Genomic DNA, 15,993 nt, shown 5'->3' on the forward strand with positions numbered 1-15,993 from the left:
CGATTCTTTTCTTCGCCAGAAAATTCCCTAGCACCGTTCGCAGCCAGCGCGGCCACGAACCTTGGGCGACCGTCTTATCCGGAGAACCCAGTGCTTTTGTCCCTCCAAGGGTCTTTTTCGCCCGCCATCCTGGCGCTCGCTGACGGCACGGTCTTTCTCGGCAAGTCGATCGGTGCCCCGGGCACCACAGTCGGCGAGGTGGTGTTCAACACCGCCATCACCGGCTACCAGGAAATCCTCACCGACCCCAGTTACTGCCAGCAGATCGTCACCCTGACGTATCCGCACATCGGCAACTACGGCGTCAACGAGGAAGACATCGAAGCCGACAAGATCCAGGCCGCCGGGCTCATCATCAAGGACCTGCCGCTGCTGGCGTCCAACTTCCGCAAGACGCGCAGCCTGAGCGAATACCTCGCCGCCAACGGCACCGTCGCCATTGCCGGCATCGACACCCGCCGCTTGACCCGCCACCTGCGCACCCACGGTGCGCAGAACGGCACCATCGTCGGCCTGGTCGCCGGCGAGACGCCCACGCAGGAACGCATCGACGCCGCCATCGCCGCCGCCAAGGCGGCGCCTTCGATGGCCGGCCTGGACCTGGCCAAGGTGGTCTCCACCCGCCAGACCTACGAGTGGACGCAGACCGAGTGGAAGCTGGGCGCCGGCTACGGCGTGCAGATCACGCCGCGCTTCCATGTCGTGGCCTTCGACTTCGGCGTCAAGAAGAACATCCTGCGCATGCTGGCGCAGCGCGGCGCCCGCATCACGGTGGTGCCGGCGCAGACGCCTGCGGCCGACGTGCTCAAGCTCAAGCCCGATGGCGTCTTCCTGGCCAACGGCCCCGGCGATCCGGAGCCCTGCGACTACGCCATCACGGCGACGCGCGAGCTGATCGAGACCGGCATCCCCACCTTCGGCATCTGCCTGGGCCACCAGATCATGGCGCTGGCCTCGGGGGCCAAGACCTTCAAGATGAAGTTCGGCCACCATGGCGGCAACCATCCGGTGAAGGACCTGGACTCCGGCCGCGTCTCCATCACCAGCCAGAACCACGGTTTCGCGGTGGACGAGAAGACGCTGCCCGCCAACCTGCGTGCGACGCACATCAGCCTGTTCGACAACACGCTGCAGGGACTGGCCCGCACCGACAAGCCGGCCTTCTGCTTCCAGGGGCACCCTGAGGCATCGCCCGGCCCGCACGACATCGGCTACCTCTTCGACCGCTTCACGGCCCTCATCGAAAAACACAAGGCGGAGGCGGTGAATGCCTAAGCGCACAGACATCAAGAGCATCCTCATCATCGGCGCCGGCCCCATCGTCATCGGCCAGGCCTGCGAGTTCGACTACTCCGGCGTACAGGCCTGCAAGGCGCTGCGCGAGGAGGGCTACAAGGTCATCCTGATCAACAGCAACCCCGCGACGATCATGACCGACCCGGCCACGGCTGACGTCACGTACATCGAGCCCATCACCTGGCCCACGGTCGAGAAGATCATCGCCAAGGAGCGCCCCGACGCGATCCTGCCCACCATGGGCGGCCAGACGGCGCTGAACTGCGCGCTGGACCTGTGGCGCAACGGCGTGCTCGACAAGTACAAGGTCGAGCTGATCGGCGCCACGCCCGAGGCCATCGACAAGGCCGAAGACCGCCTGAAGTTCAAGGACGCGATGACCAAGATCGGCCTGGGCTCGGCGCGCTCGGGCATCGCCCACAGCATGGAAGAAGCCTGGGCGGTTCAGAAGAGCGTCGGGTTCCCGACCGTGATCCGGCCCAGCTTCACACTGGGCGGCACCGGCGGCGGCATCGCCTACAACCCGGAAGAGTTCGAGACCATCTGCAAGCGCGGCCTGGAAGCCTCGCCCACCAACGAGCTGTTGATCGAAGAGTCGCTGCTCGGCTGGAAGGAGTACGAGATGGAAGTGGTCCGCGACAAGGCGGACAACTGCATCATCGTGTGCTCCATCGAGAACCTGGATCCGATGGGCGTGCACACCGGCGACTCCATCACCGTCGCGCCGGCGCAGACGCTGACCGACAAGGAATACCAGATCATGCGCAACGCCAGCCTGGCGGTGCTGCGCGAGATCGGCGTCGACACCGGCGGCTCCAACGTGCAGTTCTCGGTCAATCCGAAGGACGGCCGGATGATCGTCATCGAGATGAACCCGCGCGTGTCGCGCTCGTCGGCCCTGGCCTCCAAGGCCACGGGCTTTCCGATCGCCAAGGTCGCGGCCAAGCTGGCCGTGGGCTACACGCTCGATGAACTGCGCAACGAGATCACGGGCGGCGCCACGCCGGCCTCCTTCGAGCCCAGCATCGACTACGTGGTCACCAAGATCCCGCGCTTCGCCTTCGAGAAGTTCCCGCAGGCCGATTCGCGCCTGACCACGCAGATGAAGTCCGTGGGCGAGGTGATGGCCATGGGCCGCACCTTCCAGGAGTCCTTCCAGAAGGCGCTGCGCGGCCTGGAAGTGGGCGTGGACGGCATGAACGAGAAGACCCAGGACCGCGAAGTGCTCGAGAAGGAACTGGGCGAGCCCGGCCCCGAGCGCATCTGGTACGTGGGCGATGCCTTCGCCCAGGGCCTGAGCGTGGACGAGGTGTTCGACCTCACCAAGATCGACCGCTGGTTCCTGGTGCAGATCGAGGAGATCGTGAAGATCGAGCTCGAGCTGGAGACCAAGAGCCTGGACGACATCGACGCCGACACGCTGCGCGTGCTCAAGCAGAAGGGCTTCTCTGACCGCCGTCTGGCGCGCCAGCTCAAGACCACCGACAAGGCCATCCGCGACAAGCGCCGCGCCCTGGGCATCCGCCCGGTCTACAAGCGCGTGGACACCTGCGCGGCCGAGTTCGCCACCGACACGGCCTACATGTACTCGACTTATGACGAGGAGTGCGAGGCCGAGCCGACGGACAAGAAAAAGATCATGGTGCTCGGCGGCGGTCCCAACCGCATCGGCCAGGGCATCGAGTTCGACTACTGCTGCGTGCATGCGGCGCTGGCGATGCGCGAGGACGGGTATGAGACCATCATGGTCAACTGCAACCCCGAGACCGTCTCGACCGACTACGACACCTCCGACCGCCTGTACTTCGAGCCGCTGACGCTGGAAGACGTGCTGGAGATCGTCGACAAGGAAAAGCCCACCGGCGTGATCGTGCAGTACGGCGGCCAGACGCCGCTGAAGCTCGCGCTCGACCTGGAGGCCAACGGCGTGCCGATCATCGGCACCACGCCGGACATGATCGACGCTGCGGAAGACCGCGAGCGCTTCTCGGCGCTGCTGCGCGAACTGAATCTCAAGCAGCCGCCCAACGCCACCGCCCGTACCGAGGCCGAGGCGCTGGAAAAGGCCTCGTCGCTGGGCTATCCGCTGGTCGTGCGTCCCAGCTACGTGCTCGGCGGCCGTGCGATGGAGATCGTGCACGAGCAACGCGATCTGGAGCGCTACATGCGCGAGGCCGTCAAGGTGAGCAACGACTCGCCGGTGCTGCTGGACCGCTTCCTGAACGACGCCGTCGAATGCGACGTGGACTGCATCCGCGATGCCGAGGGCGCAACGCTCATCGGCGGCGTGATGGAGCACATCGAGCAGGCCGGCGTGCACTCGGGTGACTCCGCTTGCTCCCTGCCGCCGTACAGCCTCAAGGCCGAGACCATCGCCGAGCTCAAGCGCCAGAGCGCCGCCATGGCCAAGGCGCTGAACGTGGTCGGCCTGATGAACGTGCAGTTCGCCATCCAGGAAAAAGATGGCCAGGACGTGATCTACGTGCTGGAAGTGAACCCGCGCGCCTCGCGCACGGTGCCCTATGTGAGCAAGGCCACGGGCATCCAGCTGGCCAAGGTGGCGGCGCGCTGCATGGCCGGCCAGTCGCTGGCCAGCCAGGGCGTCACCAAGGAAGTCACGCCGCCGTACTTCAGCGTCAAGGAAGCGGTGTTCCCCTTCGTCAAGTTCCCGGGCGTCGATCCGATCCTCGGGCCGGAGATGAAGTCCACCGGCGAGGTGATGGGCGTGGGCAAGACCTTCGGCGAGGCCTTCGTCAAGAGCCAGCTGGGCGCCGGCACCATCCTGCCGAAGTCGGGCAAGGTCTTCATCTCGGTGAAGAACAACGACAAGGCCCGTGCGGTCGAATGCGCCCGCGGCCTGGCCAAGCTGGGCTTCGAGCTGATCGCCACCAAGGGCACGGCCGCGGCCATCCAGGCGGCGGGCCTCAACTGCGCGGTGGTCAACAAGGTGACCGAAGGCCGTCCGCACATCGTGGACATGATCAAGAACAACGAGATCGCCCTGGTCATCAACACGGTGGAAGAGCGCCGCAACGCCATCACCGATTCCCGCCTGATCCGCACCTCGGCGCTGCTGGCCCGTGTGACGACCATCACGACGATCTTCGGCGCCGAAGCGGCTGTCGAGGGCATGCAGCACCTGCAGGACCTGGGCGTGATCTCGGTGCAGGAGATGCACGCGGAGCTGGCCGGCGCCTGACCGCCGCGGCAAGCGATCCCTGGGGCTCGCCCGCTTGCATGGCACGTGCGGATCGCTAGAGTGCGCGCATGCCGCCCGCACCGCCTGCCATCGCCGAGCACCGACGCCTCTGGAGCACGGAGGCCGTCGAATGCAACGAGCGGCTGGACTACTGGGTCGGCGCGATCTGCGAGGCCTTCCTCGAGATGGACTGCAGCTCGCGCGAGGCCGAGGCCTTCGGCGGGCAGCTCGCAAGCCGTGACGTCGAGGAAATCTCGGTCAACCAAGTCATCGCGTCCACGCAGGATGTCTACAGAACGCCGGCCGGCATTGCCCGCAGCCGGCGTTCCCATTTCTACCTGATCGGTCAGGCCGACCGGCCCTGGCATGTGCGCCAGGGTGGCCAGGTGGCGCATCTGCGTCCTGGCGATGCGGCCCTGGTCGATGCCGCGGTGCCGTACGAGCTGCACTTTCCGCAGGGCGTGCATTGCGTGTCGGTGCAGCTTCCACGGGCCTGGGTTGCGCAATGGTTGAGCGGGCCGGAGGCGCATGGCCCCCGCGTGGCATGGCACGACCAGGGCTGGGGCCGCAGCCTGGGGGCGCTGCTGGTGCAGCTCGCGCGCGATCCGGACACCGCGGCCGCCATGCCCGCGCCCATGTTCGCGCAGCACCTGGGCGCACTGATGGGCGCGGCCTTCGAGCCGCCGCGGGCAGAGGAGGGCGCCTGCGTCAGCCTGCACGGCCGGCTGCTGACCCTGATGCGCGCGCAACTCGACCAGCCGGGCCTGCGGGCCGAGGTGCTGGCCCACGGGGCAGGCGTTTCGCTGCGGACGCTGCATCGCGCCTTTGCCGCGGCGGGCGGCACCTTCGCGGGCACGCTCCGGTCCCTGCGCATCGAGCGGGCGCAGGCGCTGTTGACGCAGCCCCGGCTTGCCCATCTGGGCATTGGCGAAATCGGCCGGCGCTGCGGCTTCGCCGATGCGTCGCACTTCGTGCGTGAGTTCCAGCGGAGTGTCGGGGCGACGCCGGCGGCCTGGCGTCGCAGGCGCTGAGTTGCGGGCGTTTCGTCGCGCGCGGTCGCGCGGCTGGATCGGGTCGCGCCAGCTGAGCCGGGTTGCGGCGGTCGTGCTGCACAGCGGTCGTCATGGCACGGGGCGTCCATGCATGTGGCTCTTGCAGGCCATCGCGGGCCCCACCGGCCCTCTAAGGTCAGCCCTGCGCCGGCCACCGTTTTTTTCCTGCGGCCGGCTGCCTTGATCATCGAATGGAGCAACCCCATGGCAGACACCTACGTTCTCGTGCATGGCGCTTGGCACACCGGCGCCGAGATGGAAGCGACCGCGCAATTCCTTCGTGAGCGCGGCCACGTCGTCCACTGTCCCACGTTGGCCGGCAATCGTCCGGGCGACGACCGATCCGTCATCGGCCTGGCCGATGCCGTCGACTCCCTGGCGGCCTTCATCGAGCAGCAGGATCTGAAGGACGTCCGGCTCGTAGGACACAGCTACGGCGGCATGGTCATCAGCCACATGCCGCACCGGCTTCCGGGGCGCATCCGTCGCCTCGTCTACTGGAACGCCTTCGTGCCGCTGGATGGGCAATGCCTCAACGACATGGTGCCGCCACACTACCGAGAACTCTTCGACGGCGTGGCGGCGGCCAATGGTCAGGCGGTGATGCTGCCTTTTCCGATCTGGCGCGAATCCTTCATCAACGACGCTGACGAGGCTCTGGCGCGCAGCACCTATGCGCTGCTCAATCCGCACCCCTACCGCACGTTCACCGAACCGGCCGTCCTGCCGCAGCCGCTGGCTGCACTGGAGGTGGGCAAGAGCTACCTCAATGCCCAGCAGGACACCGCGCTGCCGCACAGCCTGCCGTGGCATCCGCGTCTGTCCGAGCGGCTGGGGCTGTTCCGGCTGGTGGAGTGCGCGGGCAGCCATGAGCTGTGCTTTTCCAATCCGTCCCTGCTCGCCGCGAAGATCGAGGAGGCGGGCCGCGACTGATGTCACCGGATCGCCTGCCTCGTCCGTGCGGGTTTTGACCCGGCCGCAACAGCCGGCATAATCGAATGACCGACACCGCCCGGCTCCGGCCCGGCGGTGTCGTTCTTTTTTGCCGCCGGCCCATGCCGCTGTGCGCGTCGCGCATCGGTGGGGCAGCCCCTCCTTGGGATGGGCCGCCCGGGCTTCTTTGACAGACCAGAACGACGACGGACATGGCCACCATTCCCATCACCAAGCGTGGCGCAGAAAAGCTGCGCGAAGAACTCCATCGCCTGAAGACGGTGGAGCGTCCCTCCGTGATCAACGCCATCGCCGAGGCGCGCGCCCAGGGCGACCTGAGCGAGAACGCCGACTACGACGCTGCCAAGGATCGCCAGGGCTTCATCGAAGGCCGCATCCAGGAGATCGAAGGCAAGCTGTCTGCTGCGCAGGTCATCGATCCTTCCGAAATCGACGGCGGTGGCAAGGTCGTCTTCGGCGCGACGGTCGAGCTCGAGGAAGAGTCCACCGGCGACACCGTCAAGTACCAGATCGTCGGCGAGGACGAGGCCGACCTGAAGCAGGGTCTGATCAACATTTCCAGCCCCATCGCCCGTGCCCTGATCGGCAAGGAGGAGGGCGACGTGGCCGAGGTGCAGGCGCCGGGCGGCGTCAAGCGCTACGAGATCGTCGGCGTCAGCTACGCCTGAGCACATGGCCTGGAAACCGCGGGTGGCCTTGATGGCCGCGGGCCTCTGGTGGGGCAGTCTCACGGCAATCGGCTTCGTCGTTGTGCCGCTGCTGTTCATGCACCTGCCCACGCCCGCGCTCGCCGGGGCGACCGCGGCCAAGCTGTTCTCCGCCCAGACCTGGATCACCGTGGGCTGCGTGCTCCTCATGCTGGTGGCGATGGGCCGCCGGGACGAGGGCGAGCCGGAGACGCCCCCAGGCGTGGTGATGCTGATGCTCGGCGGCTTGCTGCTGGCCCTGCTGGTGGAGTACGCCGTCGCGCCGCGGATCGTCGCGCGCGAGAACCTTCGCCTGTGGCACGGCGTGGGAACGGCCATGTACGCAGCGCAATGGCTGTGTGCGGGTGCAACCCTGTGGCGTAGAGCCTAGCGAAGGCGCGTCCCGCCACTTGGTGGCACCATGGCCGGTCATAACAACATCAAGAATGACCATGGATTCCCAGATCATCGAGATCACTGCCTCGTCCGTGGGGCAGTTGCAAGAAAACCCGGAATGGACCGCCGCGCTCGAGTCCGGCAAGGTGCTGTACTTCCCGCACCTCGGCTTCGGCCTGAAAGCTGAGGAGCAGGCGCTGCTTCGCCCCGAGATGCGCGATCCGAAGTCCCGCAACATCAGCCTCGATGCCGACGGCCGACTCAAAGGCTTGGCGGGCGAGGACGCCGTCCAGGCCGCCGTCACCGCCTGGATGGGCCGATTCCGGGTCCAGTCGCAGGAGTTGATCGCGCGGCTGCTGCCTGGCTACCAGCACAAGTTGCGGCTGGCTCCCACGAGCCTGCGTCCTTCGGAGGTGGAGAGCCGCGAGCAGTCATGGCGCGCCGACGACCGCCGGCTGCACGTGGATGCCTTCCCCTCGCGGCCCAACCGGGGCGAGCGCATCCTGCGCGTGTTCACCAACATCCATCCCTCGGGTGGCGAGCGCGTCTGGCGCGTGGGCGAGCCGTTCGAGACCGTCGCCCGCACATTCCTGCCGCGCGCCAAGCCCTATGCGCTCTGGCAGGCCAAGGCGCTGGCGGCGCTGCATGTGACCAAGTCGCTGCGCAGCGAGTACGACCACCTCATGCTCCAGTTGCATGACGGCATGAAGCGTGACCTGGACTACCAGCGCAACTCGCCGCAGCAGACCGTCCACTTCCCGGCAGGCTCGACCTGGGTCTGCTTTTCGGACCAGACTTCGCATGCCGCGATGTCGGGCCAGTACATGATGGAGCAGACCCTGTTCCTGCGCGCCGGCGGCGAGTACGACCATGCGGCGAGCCCGCTGGGCATCCTCACGCGCCTCACGGGGCGGTCGCTCGTGGGCGCAGACGCGGCGGGCTGAACGAGACCCGCGCAGGCGCGGCTATTCGCGCCAGTGCTCGTCGACCCAGGCGGCGGGCTCGATATGCCGGAAGCGCCGGTTACGTCGGCCAGCGAGCGCGTCCGGCGGATTGCATTCCCCATGGAAGATGACGATGCGGGCACCGGGCGGCACCACGGGCGCCTTCCAAAGGTTGGTGGGCCAGGGCGGGATGCTGTGGTACTTGAAACTCGGGCACCACTCGGCTGGCCAGTAGCTCAGCTTGCCCTGGCGATGCATGAAGGCAGACAGGTAGGCCTGTTCGTTGCGGTATTGCCGCGGCACCTCGTCCATGTGGGCGCGGAAGTACGCCAGCACGTCCGCATGGGCACCCAGCTCGAAGCGATAGACCGAGGAATTGCCCGTCACCCGTTCGCCGAATCGCCAGAAGCGCGGGTAGTCGTGGATGATGAGGAATTCACCGGGTTGCTCGAAGAAGGCATCCAGGCCGCCGACGATCACCACGTCGAGGTCGACGAACAGCGCCGTGCCGCGCAGGCCGTGCAGGTCCGCTTCGAAGGTGGTGAGCTTGCGCCAGGCACGGTCGGGCTGGCCGGGCTTGAGCTCCATTGCCAGTTGCGGGATGGGCAGGCAGCGCACCTCGGGGCGGATGCCCCGGTCGTCGTCCGTGAGGCAGACGAAGCTGAAGTCGCCGGTCATGTGCCGGCGGGCCATTGCATAAAGACGGTTGACGTAGTGGGGCCCGTACTTGGTGCCCCACTTCATGCACAGGATGTGCCGTTGGCTCTCCGCCGGCGCGCCATCGGCAGCGCTGGCGGCTGAAATCGCGCTCACGCGTCAGTCCTGCCGCTTCTTGATGGATTTCTGCTTGGGCTTGGCGCGCTTGACCAGTCCGCCGGGCGTGAGGCGCTGGTTGCCCAGCACGCGCAGCATCTTGACCTCCGGCCGCTGGCCGCCACGCTTGCTGTACTTGAGGATCTTGACGTCGCGCGGGCCGGGCATGCGGTCCTCGTCCTCTTCGCCGCGGGTCTTGGCCGGCTTGGGACGCCAAAGCACGAGCAACTTGCCGATGTGCTGGATGGGCGCGGCGTCCAGGGCATCGGCCAGCTCGCCCAGCATGGCTTCACGGGCGAGGCGGTCGTCGGAGAAGACGCGGATCTTGATGAGACCGTGTGCCTTGAGGGCCGCGTCGGCTTCCTTCTTGACGGCGTCGGTGAGCCCGTCGCTGCCGATCATGACGATCGGGTCGAGGTGGTGGGCGTCCGCACGATGCGCCTTGCGCTGTGCGGGAGTCAGTTGAATGGCGGGCATCCCCGTATTATCGAGCCCGCATGAAAGTCCGCACCCAGAGCAAGAAGGTCAACAAGGCCTGGCTCAACGATCACGTCAACGATCCTTACGTCAAACTGGCCGCGAAGGAGGGTTATCGCGCCCGCGCGGCCTACAAGCTCAAGGAGATCGACGAAGCCTTCGGCCTGGTGCGGCCGGGGCAGGTGGTGGTGGATCTGGGGTCCACACCGGGTGCCTGGAGCCAGTACCTGCGCCGGCGCATGGCACCCGTGGGCGCGGCGCAAGGTGCGCTGGACGGGACGCTGATCGCTTTGGACATCCTGCCGATGGAACCGATCGAAGGCGTCGTCTTCCTGCAGGGGGACTTTCGTGAGCCGGAGGTGCTGGCGCAGCTGGAGGCTGCCGTCGCCGGGCGGCCGGTGGATCTGGTGGTGTCGGACATGGCCCCGAATCTGTCCGGCATCGAGTCGGCGGACGCGGCGCGCGTCGAGAACCTGGTGGAACTGGCCTTGGATTTCGCGCTCCATCACCTGCGTCCTGAAGGGGCCCTGGTGACGAAGGTTTTTCATGGTGCCGCCTACGACCCGCTGGTGCGCCTGTTCAAGGCAACGTTCAAGGTGGTGAAGCCCCACAAGCCCAAGTCGTCGCGGGACCGCTCGTCGGAAACCTTCCTCGTGGGGATCGGACTGAAGTCTTGATGCGCCGCAGCTTCAGTGCGATTCGAATTTTGTAACCGTGCTGGCCCTATGGGCGTCATAGGCGTGTAGGTCTTTTTCGCAGCTTGAAAAGCCTAAAATAACCGTCAATTAGCATCGTGCAAGGGTTCACGATGGCGCGTGTCCCACCGCGCATTACGACTGGAGCTTCGTTTGAACAACAATCAGTGGTTTTCCAAGATCGCCGTCTGGCTGGTCATCGCCATGGTGCTTTTTACGGTGTTCAAGCAATTTGACACCCGGGGCGCCATGGGATCCGGCACGGTGAACTACTCCGAGTTCCTGGAGCAGGTCCGCAACAATCAGATCAAGAGCGCGGTCATCCCCGAAGGCTTGGCCGGTGGTGAAATCACCGCCATCACCAACGACGACCGGAAGATCCGCACCAACGCCACCGTGCTGGATCGAGGCCTCGTCGGCGATCTCATCGACCACAACGTCAAGTTCGACGTCAAGCCGCGCGAAGAGGGCTCGTTGCTCATGACGCTGCTGGTGAGCTGGGGCCCCATGCTGCTGCTCATCGGCGTGTGGGTGTACTTCATGCGCCAGATGCAGGGCGGCGGCAAGGGCGGCGCCTTCAGCTTCGGCAAGAGCAAGGCGCGCATGCTGGACGAGAACAACAACACCGTCACTTTTGCGGACGTTGCGGGCTGCGACGAGGCCAAGGAAGAGGTGAAGGAGGTCGTCGACTTCCTGAAGGACCCGCAGAAGTTCCAGAAACTGGGTGGCCGCATTCCCCGAGGCCTTCTGCTGGTCGGCCCTCCGGGCACCGGCAAGACGCTGCTGGCCAAGTCCATCGCCGGCGAAGCCAAGGTGCCGTTCTTCAGCATCTCGGGCTCGGACTTCGTGGAAATGTTCGTTGGCGTGGGCGCGGCCCGTGTGCGCGACATGTTCGAGAACGCCAAGAAGAACGCGCCCTGCATCATCTTCATCGATGAAATCGACGCCGTCGGCCGCCAGCGTGGCGCGGGCCTGGGCGGCGGCAACGACGAGCGCGAGCAGACTCTCAACCAGATGCTGGTCGAGATGGACGGCTTCGAGACCAACCTCGGCGTGATCGTCGTCGCTGCGACGAACCGCCCGGACATCCTGGACGCTGCGCTGCTTCGCCCCGGCCGCTTCGACCGCCAGGTCTATGTGACGCTGCCGGACATCCGGGGTCGCGAGCAGATCCTGAGCGTGCACATGCGCAAGATCCCGGTAGGCCAGGACGTCAACCCGAGCATCATCGCCCGCGGCACGCCTGGCATGTCCGGTGCCGACCTGGCCAACCTGTGCAACGAAGCCGCGCTCATGGCGGCCCGCCGCAACGCCCGCGTCGTGGAGATGCAGGACTTCGAGAAGGCCAAGGACAAGATCTTCATGGGCCCCGAGCGCAAGAGCATGGTCATGCCCGAGGAAGAGCGCCGCAACACGGCCTATCACGAGTCCGGTCATGCGTTGATCGGCAAGATGCTGCCCAAGTGCGATCCGGTCCATAAGGTCACGATCATCCCCCGCGGTCGTGCGCTCGGCGTGACGATGAGCCTGCCCGAGAACGACCGCTACAGCTACGACCGCGAGTACATGCTGAACCAGATCAGCATGCTGTTCGGTGGCCGGATCGCTGAAGAGGTATTCATGAACCAGATGACGACCGGCGCTTCGAACGACTTCGAGCGTGCCACCAATCTGGCCCGCGACATGGTCATGAAGTACGGCATGAGCGAGGCTCTGGGCCCGATGGTCTATGCCGAGAACGAGGGCGAGGTGTTCCTGGGCCGTTCGGTGACCAAGACCACCAACATGAGCGAAGCCACCATGCAGAAGGTGGATTCGGAAGTGCGCCGCATCATTGACGAGCAGTACGCCCTGGCGCGCCGTCTGATCGAGGAGAACAGCGACAAGATGCACGCCATGGCCAAGGCCCTGCTCGAATGGGAGACCATCGACGCCGAGCAACTGGACGACATCATGGCTGGCCGCGAGCCGCGTCCGCCCAAGGACTTCACGCCGCGCACGCCGTCCTCCGGTGGCGGCGGCAGCGGTGGCGCTCCGGCCGTCAAGCCCGACCCGGCGCCCACCGCAGCATGATGCCGACCGCGCACGGCATGCAGACGGGGCCTTCGGGCCCCGTTTTCTTTGGTTGGCAGGCTGGCCGGTTCCAACTGGATCTGGCCCGGCCGCTGGTGATGGGCATCGTCAACGTGACGCCCGATTCCTTCTCGGACGGCGGCTCGCATGCCGATGTGTCTTCTGCGCTGGCGCACTGCGAACAACTCCTTTCCGAAGGGGCCGACATTCTCGACATCGGTGGTGAATCCACCCGACCCGGAAGTCCCGCCGTGCCGCTGGAGGAAGAGCTTCGACGGGTCGTGCCGGTGATCCGCGAAGCGGTCCGGCTGGGTGTGCCGCTGTCCATCGACACCTACAAGCCGCAGGTGATGCAGGCCGTGCTCGACCTGGGCGCGGACATCGTCAACGACATCTGGAGCCTGCGGCAGCCAGGCGCCCGCGAGGTCGTGGCGGGCCATCCTCGCTGCGGCGTCTGCCTGATGCACATGCACCGCGATCCGCAGACCATGCAGGTGGCGCCCATGGAGGGCGACGCCGTGGCTCAGTCGATGGACTTTCTGGCGGAACAGGTGCGTCAGCTTCAAGCCTTGGGCGTGGCCGCCGAGCGCATCGTGATCGACCCTGGCGTGGGCTTCGGCAAGACCGTTGAGCAGAATTTCGCACTTCTGGCCCGCCAGCAGGCCTTCGCGCAACTTGGTTTCCCGATTCTTGCGGGATGGTCGCGAAAATCTGCGCTGGGTGCCGTCACCGGCCTGGCGGAGGCGTCGCAACGCGCCCTGCCCAGCGTGGTGGCTGCCGTGCTCGCGGCCGACCGCGGCGCTCGCGTGCTGCGTGTGCACGACGTGCGCGAGACGGTGCAGGGGTTGGCCGTGTGGTCAGCCATGCGGGCCCAGACTCCGGCCCCTCGACCACAACAACAAGAACCCGACACATGACCAGACAGTATTTCGGCACGGACGGTATCCGTGGCACCGTGGGGCAGGCCCCGATCACTCCCGACTTCGTGCTGCGCCTCGCGCATGCGGTGGGGCGGGTGCTCAAGCGCAAGGAGGCGCGGCCCACCGTGCTCATCGGCAAGGACACGCGCATCTCTGGCTACATGCTGGAGTCGGCGATGGAGTCCGGCTTCAACTCCGCGGGCGTCGACGTGCTGCTGCTGGGGCCCTTGCCGACGCCGGGCGTGGCATACCTGACTCGTGCCCAGCGAGCCAGTCTTGGCGTCGTGATCAGCGCGAGCCACAACGCCTATCCCGACAACGGCATCAAGTTCTTCAGCGCGCAAGGGACCAAGCTCAGCGACGAGTGGGAGGCCGAGGTTGAGGCTGCGCTGGCCGAGCCGCCCGTGTGGGTCGACTCCGCCGGGCTGGGCCGGGCGCGCCGGCTGAGCGATGCCGCGGGCCGCTACATCGAGTTCTGCAAGAGCACCTTCCCGACCGACCTCAGTCTGCGCGGCATGCGCCTGGTGGTGGACGCAGCGCACGGCGCGGCCTACCAGGTGGCGCCCAACATCTTCCACGAGTTGGGTGCGGATGTGGCCAGCATCGGCGTGCGGCCCGACGGACTCAACATCAACAAGGGCGTGGGTGCCACCCATCCCGGCGCCTTGGTGGCCGAGGTCAAGGCGCAGGGTGCGGATTACGGCATCGCGCTCGACGGCGACGCCGATCGCCTGCAGATGGTCGATGCGTCGGGGCGGCTGTTCAACGGCGACGAGCTGCTGTACCTGATGGCCATGGACCGCGTGGCACGCGGCACGCCAGTGGAAGGCGTGGTCGGCACGCTGATGACCAACAAGGCGGTGGAGGTGGCCTTGCGTAAGGCCGGAATCGACTTCGTCCGCGCCAAGGTGGGTGACCGCTATGTGCTGGAAGAGCTGGAGCGCCGCGGCTGGCTGCTGGGCGGCGAAGGCTCGGGCCACCTGCTGGCGCTGGACCGGCACACCACCGGCGATGGCCTGGTCAGCGCACTGCAGGTGCTCCAGGCCATCGTGCGTCGGGGGCGCAGCATGGCCGAGCTGCTGGCCGAGGTGCAGCTCTTCCCGCAGTGTCTGGTCAACGTGCGGCTCGCCCCTGGACAGGACTGGAAGGCCAATCAAGCCCTGGCCGAGGAAAGCGCCCGCGTGGAGACCGAGTTGGGCGACCAGGGCCGCGTGCTGATCCGTGCCAGCGGCACGGAGCCGTTGCTGCGGGTGATGGTGGAAGCGTCCGAGGAGGCACGCGCCCACGCGCTGGCCTCGCGCATTGCGGCCACGGTCGCCGTCGCCTGAGCCGGCGGACATGCAGGCGCGCGTCGCGGCCGTCCACGCCAGCACCGTGCATGGCTTCTCCAAGTTCGAGGAGGACCACATCGTGCTGGTCGAAGGGCAGGGGGTCGAAGGGGATGCCCATGTGGGCAAGACCGTGAAGCACCGCTCGCGCGTGGCCCGCAATCCGCAGCAGCCCAACTTGCGCCAGGTGCACCTGCTGCCTGCCGAACTGTTCGACGAGTTGCTGCCGAGGGGCTTCCCGGTCTTTCCCGGCGAAATGGGTGAGAACATCACGACGCGTGGCCTGGACCTTCTGAGCCTGCCGACCGGCACGCGGCTGCGGATCGGCGCAAGCGCCGAACTGATGCTCACGGGCCTGCGCAATCCATGCAAGCAGATCGACCGCTTCCAGCCCGGGTTGATGGCCGCAGTGCTGGACCGCGATGCCGAGGGCCATACCGTGCGCAAGGCAGGCGTGATGGCCATCGTGACCGCGGGTGGTTCGGTGGCCGCCGGTGACGCGATCACCGTCGTCCTGCCTGCACAACCCTATCGTCCCTTGGAACCTGTCTGATGCGCACCCACCTCGTCGACTACCTCGATCCGCAGCAGGCCGACGCGCTGGTGCGGCTGCTCGATGCCTATGCTTGCGATCCGGCCGGTGGTGGGCAACCGCTGGACGCCGAAGCCAAACGCCAGTTGCCGGCCGCCCTTGCAGCCCGCCCGCAGGCCTTCAGCGTGCTGGCCTATGACGCGCAGAACGAGCCCGTCGGGCTCATCAACTGCTTCGAAGGTTTTTCCACCTTTGCCTGCCGGCCGCTGGTGAATGTCCACGACGTGGTGGTGCTGGCGCATGCGCGCGGGCAGGGCGTGGCGCAGCAAATGCTGGCTGCCGTGGAGGAAGAGGCCCGCCGGCGCGGCGCCTGCAAGCTGACGCTGGAAGTGCTTTCGGGCAATGCGCCCGCGCTCAACGCCTACCGGCGCGCGGGTTTCGATGGCTACGAGCTCGACCCGGCGTACGGCAAGGCGATCTTCCTTCAGAAGAAGCTCTAGCTGTCGAGTTGCAATAGGTTGTTCCCACAAAGGCGGGAGGCTGGGGGCTTGTGCCCCAGAGCGCAGTGCGGGCGCTCGCAGTTGTAGTAGCGCAGGAAAGCGGGCAACCAAGCGGTGCGCTCGGCACT

General features: G+C 66.6%; 15 protein-coding genes and 1 pseudogene. 13 read left to right on the top strand and 3 right to left on the bottom strand.

Features of this window, described 5'->3' with window-relative positions; genetic code table 11:
* The first annotated feature begins 90 nt into the window (after positions 1 to 90).
* The 7 genes from carA (at position 91) to KBC94_RS21595 (ending at position 8,527) form a co-directional block, all read left to right on the top strand.
* Positions 91 to 1,275 carry a glutamine-hydrolyzing carbamoyl-phosphate synthase small subunit gene (carA, locus tag KBC94_RS21565; protein ID WP_294374894.1) on the top strand — a complete coding sequence of 395 codons (1,185 nt, stop codon included), beginning with the start codon at positions 91 to 93 and terminating at the stop codon, positions 1,273 to 1,275.
* Entirely contained in the window at positions 1,268 to 4,495 is a 3,228-nt protein-coding gene (gene carB / locus KBC94_RS21570) for a carbamoyl-phosphate synthase large subunit (RefSeq protein WP_294374897.1), read from the top strand. Before carA ends, carB begins: the two co-directional genes overlap by 8 nt.
* 68 nt (positions 4,496 to 4,563) lie before the next feature.
* Positions 4,564 to 5,526, top strand: a complete 963-nt coding sequence (locus KBC94_RS21575; RefSeq protein WP_294374900.1) for a helix-turn-helix domain-containing protein — start codon at positions 4,564 to 4,566, stop codon at positions 5,524 to 5,526.
* A gap of 225 nt (positions 5,527 to 5,751) precedes the next feature.
* Positions 5,752 to 6,480, top strand: a complete 729-nt coding sequence (locus KBC94_RS21580; protein WP_114804094.1) for an alpha/beta hydrolase — start codon at positions 5,752 to 5,754, stop codon at positions 6,478 to 6,480.
* A gap of 212 nt (positions 6,481 to 6,692) precedes the next feature.
* Positions 6,693 to 7,169, top strand: coding sequence for a transcription elongation factor GreA (gene greA, locus KBC94_RS21585; protein WP_017757706.1), 477 nt, complete (start codon positions 6,693 to 6,695; stop codon positions 7,167 to 7,169).
* A 4-nt stretch (positions 7,170 to 7,173) separates the two neighbouring features.
* Positions 7,174 to 7,578 carry a DUF4149 domain-containing protein gene (locus KBC94_RS21590; protein WP_294374906.1) on the top strand — a complete coding sequence of 135 codons (405 nt, stop codon included), beginning with the start codon at positions 7,174 to 7,176 and terminating at the stop codon, positions 7,576 to 7,578.
* A gap of 61 nt (positions 7,579 to 7,639) precedes the next feature.
* The gene (locus KBC94_RS21595) at positions 7,640 to 8,527 is read left to right on the top strand and encodes a Kdo hydroxylase family protein (RefSeq protein ID WP_294374909.1); all 888 of its coding nucleotides are present in this window, start codon (positions 7,640 to 7,642) and stop codon (positions 8,525 to 8,527) included.
* Positions 8,528 to 8,548: 21 nt separating this feature from the next.
* Here the strand turns inward: KBC94_RS21595 and KBC94_RS21600 are convergent, their stop codons facing one another.
* Positions 8,549 to 9,271 (bottom strand): glycosyltransferase, encoded by a 723-nt coding sequence (locus tag KBC94_RS21600; RefSeq protein WP_294374965.1) that lies wholly within the window; start codon positions 9,269 to 9,271, stop codon positions 8,549 to 8,551.
* 72 nt (positions 9,272 to 9,343) lie between these two features.
* The gene (locus KBC94_RS21605; protein WP_294374913.1) at positions 9,344 to 9,817 is read right to left on the bottom strand and encodes a YhbY family RNA-binding protein; all 474 of its coding nucleotides are present in this window, start codon (positions 9,815 to 9,817) and stop codon (positions 9,344 to 9,346) included.
* Positions 9,818 to 9,837: 20 nt separating this feature from the next.
* Between KBC94_RS21605 and KBC94_RS21610 the strand changes: the two genes are divergently transcribed.
* The 6 genes from KBC94_RS21610 (at position 9,838) to KBC94_RS21635 (ending at position 15,865) form a co-directional block, all read left to right on the top strand.
* On the top strand, positions 9,838 to 10,494 hold the full coding sequence (locus KBC94_RS21610; protein ID WP_294374915.1) for an RlmE family RNA methyltransferase: 657 nt from the start codon (positions 9,838 to 9,840) through the stop codon (positions 10,492 to 10,494).
* 171 nt (positions 10,495 to 10,665) lie between these two features.
* The gene (gene ftsH, locus KBC94_RS21615; protein ID WP_294374917.1) at positions 10,666 to 12,585 is read left to right on the top strand and encodes an ATP-dependent zinc metalloprotease FtsH; all 1,920 of its coding nucleotides are present in this window, start codon (positions 10,666 to 10,668) and stop codon (positions 12,583 to 12,585) included.
* Positions 12,582 to 13,502 carry a dihydropteroate synthase gene (gene folP / locus KBC94_RS21620; protein ID WP_294374920.1) on the top strand — a complete coding sequence of 307 codons (921 nt, stop codon included), beginning with the start codon at positions 12,582 to 12,584 and terminating at the stop codon, positions 13,500 to 13,502. Before ftsH ends, folP begins: the two co-directional genes overlap by 4 nt.
* The gene (gene glmM, locus KBC94_RS21625; RefSeq protein ID WP_294374925.1) at positions 13,499 to 14,833 is read left to right on the top strand and encodes a phosphoglucosamine mutase; all 1,335 of its coding nucleotides are present in this window, start codon (positions 13,499 to 13,501) and stop codon (positions 14,831 to 14,833) included. The genes folP and glmM overlap by 4 nt, the downstream gene beginning before the upstream one ends.
* Positions 14,834 to 14,843: 10 nt before the next feature.
* The gene (locus KBC94_RS21630) at positions 14,844 to 15,386 is read left to right on the top strand and encodes an MOSC domain-containing protein (RefSeq protein WP_294374928.1); all 543 of its coding nucleotides are present in this window, start codon (positions 14,844 to 14,846) and stop codon (positions 15,384 to 15,386) included.
* Positions 15,386 to 15,865, top strand: a complete 480-nt coding sequence (locus KBC94_RS21635) for a GNAT family N-acetyltransferase (protein ID WP_294374931.1) — start codon at positions 15,386 to 15,388, stop codon at positions 15,863 to 15,865. Before KBC94_RS21630 ends, KBC94_RS21635 begins: the two co-directional genes overlap by 1 nt.
* Here the strand turns inward: KBC94_RS21635 and KBC94_RS21640 are convergent.
* A pseudogene (locus tag KBC94_RS21640) lies at positions 15,862 to 15,993 on the bottom strand (integrase core domain-containing protein); the annotation flags it as partial. The gene KBC94_RS21635 and the pseudogene KBC94_RS21640 sit on opposite strands and share 4 nt — an antisense overlap.

The organism is Pseudacidovorax sp. (assembly GCF_017991995.1).
Lineage (GTDB): Bacteria > Pseudomonadota > Gammaproteobacteria > Burkholderiales > Burkholderiaceae_C > Xenophilus.

What these genes read in the sequence shown, in the direction of transcription:
- carB (WP_294374897.1), top strand. Translation starts at nt 1,268, where the DNA reads ATGCCTAAGCGCACAGACATCAAGAGCATCCTCATCATCGGCGCCGGC.
- KBC94_RS21575 (WP_294374900.1), top strand. Translation starts at nt 4,564, where the DNA reads ATGCCGCCCGCACCGCCTGCCATCGCCGAGCACCGACGCCTCTGGAGC.
- KBC94_RS21580 (WP_114804094.1), top strand. Translation starts at nt 5,752, where the DNA reads ATGGCAGACACCTACGTTCTCGTGCATGGCGCTTGGCACACCGGCGCC.
- greA (WP_017757706.1), top strand. Translation starts at nt 6,693, where the DNA reads ATGGCCACCATTCCCATCACCAAGCGTGGCGCAGAAAAGCTGCGCGAA.
- KBC94_RS21590 (WP_294374906.1), top strand. Translation starts at nt 7,174, where the DNA reads ATGGCCTGGAAACCGCGGGTGGCCTTGATGGCCGCGGGCCTCTGGTGG.
- KBC94_RS21595 (WP_294374909.1), top strand. Translation starts at nt 7,640, where the DNA reads ATGGATTCCCAGATCATCGAGATCACTGCCTCGTCCGTGGGGCAGTTG.
- KBC94_RS21600 (WP_294374965.1), bottom strand. Translation starts at nt 9,271, where the DNA reads ATGAAGTGGGGCACCAAGTACGGGCCCCACTACGTCAACCGTCTTTAT.
- KBC94_RS21605 (WP_294374913.1), bottom strand. Translation starts at nt 9,817, where the DNA reads ATGCCCGCCATTCAACTGACTCCCGCACAGCGCAAGGCGCATCGTGCG.
- KBC94_RS21610 (WP_294374915.1), top strand. Translation starts at nt 9,838, where the DNA reads ATGAAAGTCCGCACCCAGAGCAAGAAGGTCAACAAGGCCTGGCTCAAC.
- folP (WP_294374920.1), top strand. Translation starts at nt 12,582, where the DNA reads ATGATGCCGACCGCGCACGGCATGCAGACGGGGCCTTCGGGCCCCGTT.
- glmM (WP_294374925.1), top strand. Translation starts at nt 13,499, where the DNA reads ATGACCAGACAGTATTTCGGCACGGACGGTATCCGTGGCACCGTGGGG.
- KBC94_RS21630 (WP_294374928.1), top strand. Translation starts at nt 14,844, where the DNA reads ATGCAGGCGCGCGTCGCGGCCGTCCACGCCAGCACCGTGCATGGCTTC.
- KBC94_RS21635 (WP_294374931.1), top strand. Translation starts at nt 15,386, where the DNA reads ATGCGCACCCACCTCGTCGACTACCTCGATCCGCAGCAGGCCGACGCG.